The sequence below is a fragment of the Vreelandella sp. L-25 genome (assembly GCF_056857535.1).
In genome coordinates, this window is sequence record NZ_JBSXNH010000023.1 from 1 (window position 1) to 8,636 (window position 8,636).

At 54.6% G+C, this 8,636-nt stretch carries 9 protein-coding genes; 2 read left to right on the plus strand and 7 right to left on the minus strand.

What is annotated here, in order from left to right; genetic code table 11:
• The 5 genes from AC13CN_RS01310 to AC13CN_RS01330 form a co-directional block, all read right to left on the minus strand.
• Positions 1–184 (minus strand): helix-turn-helix domain-containing protein (locus AC13CN_RS01310; RefSeq protein WP_483052962.1); only part of this gene is annotated, 184 nt, incomplete at its 3' end.
• A 771-nt stretch (positions 185–955) separates the two neighbouring features.
• A complete protein-coding gene (locus AC13CN_RS01315; RefSeq protein ID WP_212715306.1) occupies positions 956–1,084 on the minus strand; it encodes a putative transporter small subunit in 129 nt (42 codons plus the stop codon).
• Positions 1,085–1,158: 74 nt separating this feature from the next.
• Positions 1,159–2,856 (minus strand): sodium:solute symporter family protein, encoded by a 1,698-nt coding sequence (locus AC13CN_RS01320; RefSeq protein ID WP_137094674.1) that lies wholly within the window; start codon positions 2,854–2,856, stop codon positions 1,159–1,161.
• A gap of 644 nt (positions 2,857–3,500) precedes the next feature.
• A complete protein-coding gene (locus tag AC13CN_RS01325) occupies positions 3,501–3,995 on the minus strand; it encodes an AAA-type ATPase lid domain-containing protein (RefSeq protein ID WP_167359372.1) in 495 nt (164 codons plus the stop codon).
• Positions 3,996–4,257: 262 nt separating this feature from the next.
• On the minus strand, positions 4,258–4,512 hold the full coding sequence (locus AC13CN_RS01330) for a hypothetical protein (RefSeq protein ID WP_172514339.1): 255 nt from the start codon (positions 4,510–4,512) through the stop codon (positions 4,258–4,260).
• Positions 4,513–4,676: 164 nt separating this feature from the next.
• On the opposite strand from AC13CN_RS01330, the gene AC13CN_RS01335 reads away from it, so the two are divergent.
• Positions 4,677–5,648, plus strand: coding sequence for a GlxA family transcriptional regulator (locus AC13CN_RS01335; protein ID WP_089676089.1), 972 nt, complete (start codon positions 4,677–4,679; stop codon positions 5,646–5,648).
• Positions 5,649–5,756: 108 nt separating this feature from the next.
• Complete coding sequence (locus tag AC13CN_RS01340; RefSeq protein ID WP_172515051.1) at positions 5,757–6,704, plus strand: ABC transporter substrate-binding protein; 948 nt, start codon at positions 5,757–5,759, stop codon at positions 6,702–6,704.
• A gap of 7 nt (positions 6,705–6,711) precedes the next feature.
• Here the strand turns inward: AC13CN_RS01340 and AC13CN_RS01345 are convergent, their stop codons facing one another.
• Together AC13CN_RS01345 and AC13CN_RS01350 are read right to left on the minus strand one after the other, a co-directional pair.
• Positions 6,712–7,530 carry an alpha/beta hydrolase gene (locus AC13CN_RS01345; RefSeq protein WP_172515050.1) on the minus strand — a complete coding sequence of 273 codons (819 nt, stop codon included), beginning with the start codon at positions 7,528–7,530 and terminating at the stop codon, positions 6,712–6,714.
• Positions 7,531–7,629: 99 nt separating this feature from the next.
• A complete protein-coding gene (locus AC13CN_RS01350) occupies positions 7,630–8,562 on the minus strand; it encodes a BCCT family transporter (protein WP_483052963.1) in 933 nt (310 codons plus the stop codon).
• Between the last annotated feature and the right edge of the window lie 74 nt (positions 8,563–8,636).

The following is an 8,636-nucleotide window of genomic DNA, read 5'->3' on the forward strand; positions in this document are numbered from 1 at the left end:
ATAAGTCTCCAACCTGACAGTCAAAGTATCGGCATAGCGCTTCCACCGCTTCAAGCTCGATGCGGCTGGCTGATTCGTGATAGAGCCTCGTAATCGTTCCTCGATTAATGCCCGTTTCACGTGCCACATCGACAATCTTCAGCTTTCTTTCTCCCATGATCCGAGATATGTGGCACTTGATCATAGTGTCCCTCTATTAGGTAAGAAACGATGACTGGTTAAAGTTGGGCACCAAAAGGCGTAAACTTGCAATTTGTTTTGGCTTACTTATTCCTCTACATCGCTACAAGCCTCACGCGGGGTTAGCGGCCGCTCACCAAGAGCTCAGTAACCACTCCTAACAGTAAAACCAGCTAAGCGCTTAGGTCTTCATTCCGGCGCTGTACTTAATAGCGCGACCATCAAGGCAGTTTATCCAGACTGCAGCGTGGCGTGAGACTGCATGTTGTATTGAAAACTGTCTATACCCATGCAGCCCCCGACGACACCCCATCTTAAGCGCTAAAATAATGACCCACACAGCAGCAGGCCTGTCGCTGCTCCAACCAGCCAAAATGCCAAGCTCATTGTTGAGGCTCTTCTAGCAACAGGGCGCGTACCGGCGGTAATGCAGCCCAGGCGCTTATAGCCGACCACCTTGGGTATTTAAGCAAGGCTTAATGCTAGTCAGGAGGCTAGCGGTGTGCACAAGCCAAAGTGCAATCGCTCAATAGCAAAGCCATTGGGGACAGCCAGTGCAGCGAGCAATTCTGGCTAATGGCGGTCATGCAAACGCGTCAGGCAATTAATCGATCATTATCAGAATCTTGGTGGGGAGGGTGACCCGTTGGGAGCAATGCATGCAAATCTCCCAAATCGAAAATAGGCTGGTCGAGCGCAAAGCGCACTAGCATGCCTTGCACTAGCATCTCCTCTCCCCACGCGCGGCCGAATGCCTAGGTGCCGCAGCCCTTGGTTAAACCAGCTCGCGGTTTTCCGCGCGGGCCTGCTGCCGATCACGCCATACAGCGCGGCAGATCAGGGCCAGTACGCCCAATGTCAGTACGGGCCAAATCAGCACATAAAAACTGAAAAGCATGGTCATGGTCTTTGCCTCCTTAATGCGGTGCTGGCTAGGGTCTGCACCGCCTTTTGGTCAAATATTAAAAAAGTTCACAATCAGTGTTGGGCAGCCAGGCCCGCCGGCCTGCCTTCGGTAGTCTGGTCATCTGACTTCGCCGGGGAGAGGTCGTAGTTGCCTACGCGCTGGCCGATGGTGTCGAAATCGAAGCGCGCCTGACGGCTGGCCAGACTCATCACCACGCATACTAGGGTACTGGCGCCATAAGCGGTCAGCGAGGCTAGTAGCACGGTGTAGTCACGTAAGAAACCGGTCGCGAAAATCAGCGAGGCAACAAGGGTGAGAATGCCAGCGATGAAACCGGCCGCTTGGCCGAGAAAGCCAAACACCATCAGGCCTATGATAACGCCACCGCCGATGCAGGCGAGCAGCTCGAAAAATAACCCACCGGGGCCAGCAAGAGAGATCAACTCGAAGCGCGCAGCGCAGAACAGCACCATGGCGACAAGCACCGAGGTGGTAAAGGCGGCGTTGGTCACGCGGTTCCAGAAACAGCTAGCGATTACAGGGAAAACGATGGCACCCCACAAGGCACCGACGAACACCAGCATGACCAGGATATCCAACGAAAAGCTGGCGAACACGATGCCTATTATCGTGGCGACGATCATAGTCAGACGCCCCACCAGCAGCATGCGCTTGGGATCGGCCCTGCCGCGGGCGATGTTCTTGCCATAGACATCAGCCATCATGATCGCCGATAGCGCGGAGAGGTCGGAGTCGGCGGTGGACGACAACGAGCCAATCACCAGGATGAAAAACAGCGCGATGAAGATGGGTGGCAGGTAGCCTGAGACCATTTGCGGAATCAGGTTGTTCATGTCGCCGTTGAGCGGCTCGACACCGAGGGTCAGCGCCATCAGGCCGATCATGCCCAACCCTATAACGATCGCCCCGTAACCTATGGTAGCGGTGAGGAAGGTGGGTTTAATGTGCTCTTCGTTCACAGCGAATAGGCGCTGGGAAATCGTCTGGTTGCCAATGGCGTAGGCCAGCACCGCGACGAAGAAGGGCGCGCCCTGATTGAGGATGGCGTCAGTGGAAAAGAAGTTGGTCTGCTCGACGCTAAGGTTGTCGAGACCGGCAACTAGCTCTGATGGGCCGCCCATGGCGAAGAACACCGCAGGAATAATCACGATGGCAATGGCCATGAGCGCCACCAGCTGGGCGAAGTCGGTTAGTACCGAGGCGCGAAAGCCCGACCACAAAGTATACAGCAGCACCCCGACTCCGGCGATGATCACCCCGGCCTGGAAGGAAAGTGGCGAGAGCACTGACACCAGCGCCCCGGCAGCGGTAAAGTTGACCATCAAGCTGATCACACTGCCCAGGACATTGGAAAGCGCTAGAATCAGCTGGCTGGAAGAACCATGTCGCGCATGAATCAGCTCGCCCAGGGTGTGGGCATTGGGGGCCAGCTTGCGAAAACGTCGACCGAAGGGGTAGATGAATAGGATCATCAGGGCCCCCCAGAGTCCGTAGTGTATGGGCCCTGATACGCCATAGGTATAGCCGGAAGTGGCCGCAGCATAGAAGGAGGCCGCCCAGATCCAGGTGGCGGTCATGCTAGCTGCACCGATCCCAAACCCTACGCGATGATTGGAAACCATGAAGGCGTCGGCATCCTCGTTCTTTTTGCGAATGCCGAGCGTCATTAGGTAGGTACCGCCATAAAAGGCAATCAGCAGCAAAACAACAGTCAGGGTCGAGAATTGATATAAAGACTCACTGTTCAAAAGCAATTCCTCTGTGGGTGGAACAAACACGCGCAAGGGCCGTCGCACGCAACATGCTGAACGCAGTGGCAACATGGCAGATCCGGCGCAGGGCGTGAGCGTTGCTTGGATGACAGACAGTCGGCTTGTTGGCGCAGAGCTCAGCCGCTGGCATTATCAAGACACGGCAAAAAGATGCCGAATGGGGGCATTAACCCCAAGCGGGGAGGTAGGGTGGCGGGCGGCGCGGCATGCAGCGGCCCTCATCCGAATAATGGCTCGACATGGATTCCCTCTTCTATCGATAGCGTCCGCATCGTGCGGAGAGTCGAAAGTGCCGGTGATCCAAATTGTGGTGAGGCAATACCAAGCGGAACCCTTGCGGGTGCCGATAATAGGGGTTGTATGTGGCTCAAGGCCAGTACCCCAGAGGAGCAATACCTTAAGGTTTACAGTGCAAAATGTCCAATTTACGTCCGATTAGTGGTCAATTGTCAGGTTTGTCAGAAAATAGCCTGGGAAAATCTTCCTCGTTGTGCCGCTGCTTGAGGAGGGCACTGTGGTGTCGCTATTCAGCCTAGGGGTTATCGATACTCGATAATCGCCGTTTTTTTACGGCGTGCCTCCCTGTAGACATGGAAAATATTATTCGTGCGGGCAAATAGTTAGAGGCGATGCTTTTTAAGACGGTAGGCATAGGCTGCTCGCGTCATTCCTAGGCGCTGCGCTGCTGCAGTTATATTTCCGCCACTATCACTATTGGCGGCTTGAATTAGTGCTCTTTCTACCTCTTCTAATGTCATACCAGCGTCTAGTAGTGGTTGAATATGCTCTCGTGGAGATACGTTGCTGGAGTTGTCGTCAGATGTTGGTATGAGCATGCCCGTTTCATCTAGGCATTGAGCTTTCTCGCGCTCCAGTGTCGGGACGCGGTAATCACCAAACAATGCTTTTTCGGTAATATGTTTATTGTCAGCAGTGAGAATCACGCCTCGTTCGACGCAGTTCTTGAGTTCGCGTACGTTTCCCGGCCAGCGGTACTGGTACATGGCTGAACGAGCCTGATCGGAAAAGCCGAGTGTGCGGCGTTGATAGTGGTTTTCAAAGTGGCTGAGAAAGTGTTCCGCCAATGGCACGATGTCGTCAAGGCGCTGGTACAAGGGTGGCACACTTAATGTAAAGGCGTTAACCCGCCTCATTCACGAGGGTTCTGATCGGGCAGTCTGAAGCTACGTGCCATCGGCATTGCTCGTAAGGATCCGTATTTCCGGCGTGAGCGCCTGCTTCGTAATGCCCGAACACTGCGTTTCTTTCGCCGTTTTATAACCTCCAGGAATTAATCTCGACCTTCAAAGCAGCCGTGATCGCCGACCGCCGCTCCGGTCGCTCGCTTTCTGATGCTGTGGTGGTCTCGCAGGAGCGTCAGCTCAGTGCGGTCAGCTTCGGTAGCCCCTTAAGCAAGGTCGGCCACCACTTGTCGGCGGCGGCACCGAGGTGAACCGTGATGCGACGATGTCGATGGCTGTCAACGCCAGAGAAGGTCAGCATCCAGGCTCGATCGACAGGATGATACGTGCGGCGAAATTGATATCGTCTACCTAGCAGAAGCTCAACGGGGGTATTAACGCCCTCTACATCGATGCGATACGCATTGTAATAAATGGTGTTCCAATGCATAGCCGCCTTATTCACGGTTTCTAAGTCTGCAACATAATCATCGCTCGATGCGATGTTTTGTGTTGCAAGGGGTAAGGTGTGGACCTATGCCAGACCGTATGCTATTGGTTTTATAGAATTATCAGCCTTCGTGTGTGCCCAAGAAATTACGTGGAGTCAGCCAATTGCGTTTGCATTATCACGGCCCTATGCCTGAGCGAATTGGGTTTGTTTTAGTACCCCGTTTCTCGATGATGGCGTTTTTTTCCGCTGTTGAACCCTTACGAATTGCGAACCGTATGAGCGGACGTCCCCTGTTTGATTGGACACTTTTTAGTTTGGATGGTGAGCCCGTCAGTGCCAGTAACGGTATGACACTGATGGTTGATCAGCCCATTGGCGAGTGTTTGGATTTACCCTCACTGGCTGTCTGCAGTGGTTTTGAGCCAGACGTGCACCTAACGCGACCTTTAGTCAGTTGGCTACACCGTTTAGACCAGGCAGGCTGCGTGTTAGGCGGTATTGATACCGGCTGTTTTTTACTGGCCTCCGCCGAGCTGCTTAAAGGTGAGCGGATCACGCTACATTGGGAAAGTTTGCCCGCCTTTCGTGAGCGATTCCCGTTGATCGAAACATCAGACGAGCTATTTGAGCTAGGTGAGCGCCGTTTTTCATGTGCTGGTGGTGCGGCAGCGATGGATATGGCACTAGAGGTTATCAAGCAGAGGCATGGCGCCAAGCTTGCGGTTGATGTCTCTGAGCAGCTGATCCATGAGCGCTTAAGAAACCGCCATGACCAACAGCGCATGTCGCTGGCGCGTCGACTAGGCACGCATAACCCACGTTTGATTGAAGCCGTTGCCTTGATGGAGCGTCATTTGGAGAGGCCGTTGCCGATAGAGGGGATAGCGGATCGCATCGGGGTATCTTTACGCCATCTTCAGCGGCTATTTGAGGAGCACCTTCATAGAACGCCTCGTCAGTGGTATTTATCGCTTCGTTTATCGCGATCGCAGCGCCTGCTCATGGAAACGAATATGGATGTTTTAGAAGTGGGTATTGCTTGTGGCTTCGCGTCAAGCTCCAGCTTTGCACGCGCGTACCGCGCGCAGTTTGGTTGCTCACCCGGAGAATCACGGCGTCAGTTACTTCAGTAGTAAGCGATAAATTTGTCGCTTTATGATTATTTTATGTCGCTTGGTGTCGTTTGAATTGTTGTCTAGTTGGCAAACTTGATTGGTATATCGCCAAAAGAGGACAAGAAAATGATGCATAAACTCGGTGGGTTGAAAACAGTGTATGCCCTAGGTGCTGCGGGCTTAGCGACCTTAGCAACGGCCGCCCCAGCATCGGCTGCCCTAGATGAGGTGCGATTTGGTGTGCCGCCTTGGCCCGGTGTTACTGTAAAGTCAGAAGTCGCAGCACAGCTGATGCAGGCAATGGGTTACCAAACCCGCCAGCGGGATTTAGCGGTGAGCGTTATTTTAGCCGGCTTAACCCGTAATGATATTGATGTTTACTTGGGTGGTTGGTATCCGGTACAGACGGATATGGTAGAACCTCTTGTAGCCGATAATAAGGTGGAAAAACTGGTTTCCAATATCCAAGGGGCAAACTCTGGCTTAGTGGTACCGCAGTATGTGTATGATGCCGGCGTGACGTCGGTGGCCGACCTGGATGCCCATCGTGACCGCTTCGACGGTGAAATTCAGGGTATCGAGGCGGGCACCGGGATTAATACGGCGATCCTTTCGGCGATTGATAATGATATTGTGGGTTTAGGCGATTGGTCGCTGAATGAGAGCTCGACAGCGGCAATGCTGGCGCAAGCCGAGCAGAATATGGCCAACGGCGAGTGGGTGACCTTTGTAGGCTGGGAACCCCATTGGATGAACGTCAGCTTTGATATGGCTTATCTGGACGATGCAGAAGATGCGGGTATTGCCCAAATAGAAAGCACCGTTTGGACGGTCGTGCCAGCGAATATGGCCACAGAAGACCCACAGCTACATCGCTTTCTCTCACAATATGTAGTAGATATCGAAGATCAAAATGCTTGGGTGCATAGTTACAGCTACGAAGATCGTCCCGCCGATGAAGTGGCCTCTGAGTGGATCAGTGCCAACTTAGGCACCGTAGCCACATGGCTGGAGGGAGTAACCGCAAAAGATGGCCAGCCGGCGATAGAGGCGGTGCGCGCTAGTTATCAGTAACCGAGCGTTAATGATCTAAGCGTTGGTTGAGCGCCTGGCAAAAATCTTGCCAGGCGCTTTGCATTTCTGGCAGCTGGGCATGGGCATGTAAGGCGGCGTGCACCATCGTGCTGGCGCTGCGATACCCTACCTGCACACCGTTACGGCGCCAGGCAGCAACGGCTTGTTCAAGTGGAGCGGTTAACGGGTCGTGCTCAACGCTAAGCACTTCCAGCTGCGCGTTGGTTGGGAGCGTATCGATCTGAGTGCTTAGCCCCGGGCAGAAAGGAAGCAGCGATAAGACATCGTTACGGCTAAGCAGCGGGGCATCAGGCCCCAGCGTCTGTGGGTTAAGCGGGCCAACCGGCGGGTAAATAAGCCCTAGCGGGACGCTATGCGTTAGCCGCGTTAACACGTCCAGCGCCAAGCGCCCGCCTGCGCTATCACCAACGATGGCAGCAGGCGTTATCACGCGGGTGGCGCTCAAACACTCCTCCAGCATGTCGCGGTAGTCCGCTTCAGGCGCTAAGCAATAGTCGAGACTGACAACATGGCGCGATAGTCGGTCGGCTAGGCTTGCTGCAATACCATGGTGGCTGTGGACGGACCCCAGCGTAAATCCCCCTCCGTGAAGATACATAACGCGCCCCGGCTTGGCGGAGGGGGGAATAAAGTGCCGAAGCACGCTGCCTTCCCAAGGCTCGTCGGTAATGCGCATGCCGGTTGGGTTAGGCGGGGCAAATGTTTGGCACAGCTGGTCGTAGCGCCGGCGCGCCTCGGCGGGCGTACTACGCGTGACGTTAGCTAAGCCTCGCTCAAAGCGGGTGATAAAGGTGTCGATATCCATAGCGATACTCGTTATTCACGGCTGCTTTCGTTAACCTCCCAAGGCGTATTGAGCACTAGGCGTCAACAAGAGACGCCTAGTGTCATCGTGTGCCTTAGCTCAGCGTTTCTTACGGCCTGTATTAAGCGTCTCGCGGAACAGCGACAGTAGCACGCCCGCTGTCATCACTAGCACCACCACACTCAGCGGTAGGGCTGCCGCAATCAGCGCCGTTTGCAGCGCATTCAGACCACCGGCTACCAGCAGCGCCGCCGCGACTAAGCCAATCACCACGCCCCAGAAAACGCGAAAGCGTATGGGTGGCTCATTATCGCCTAGCGACAAAATCGTGGTGAGCACCAGCGTACCGGAATCAGAGGAGGTGACGAACCAGCTCATTAGCAGAAAGACCATGAGGGCAGAGAGTATCCAGCCAAACGTACCGCTACCTACAATGCCATCCGCCGTAGCAAACAGTGCAGCCGGTAGGTTCCAAGCGTTCACCAGTTCGATAATGCCCGCGCTACCCGGGCCTCCCGCCGCATTTAGCTCCTGGTGCATGGCGTTGCCACCAAAGATAATCAGCCATACAAAGATGATGAGCGTGGGCACGAATAGAACGCCCAACACAAACTCACGCAGCGTGCGCCCTTTGGAAATGCGGGCAATAAAGAGCCCCACAAAGGGTGCCCAGGCGAGCCACCAGCCCCAATAGAAGATCGTCCAGCCCTGTTGCCAGGCAGCGGTGCCTTCTTCCTCTGCATACCAAAGCCCCATGGGGATAAAGTTAACCGCGTAGTCGAGCAGGGTTTCGCCAAACACCGTGATTAGCCAAAGCGTGGGGCCCGCCAGCAGAAAAATACCGATAACCGCCAGGGATACCCAGATATTCATCTCGGAAATCAGCCGAATACCGCCACGCACCCCAGAGACAGCCGAAAGAATAGAGATCGCTGAAATGCCTGCAATCAGCATCAGCTGAGTATTAACCTGAATCCGTGAAGCCGGCGCCGACACTTTCCCTATCACCGCCAGCGAGCACTTTTTGATCATTCGCCCCGTGCAAGTTGGCTTTCGCAAGCCCGTTATTGCCAAAACCCACCGTGCTGATCGGTGCTGACGGCCCG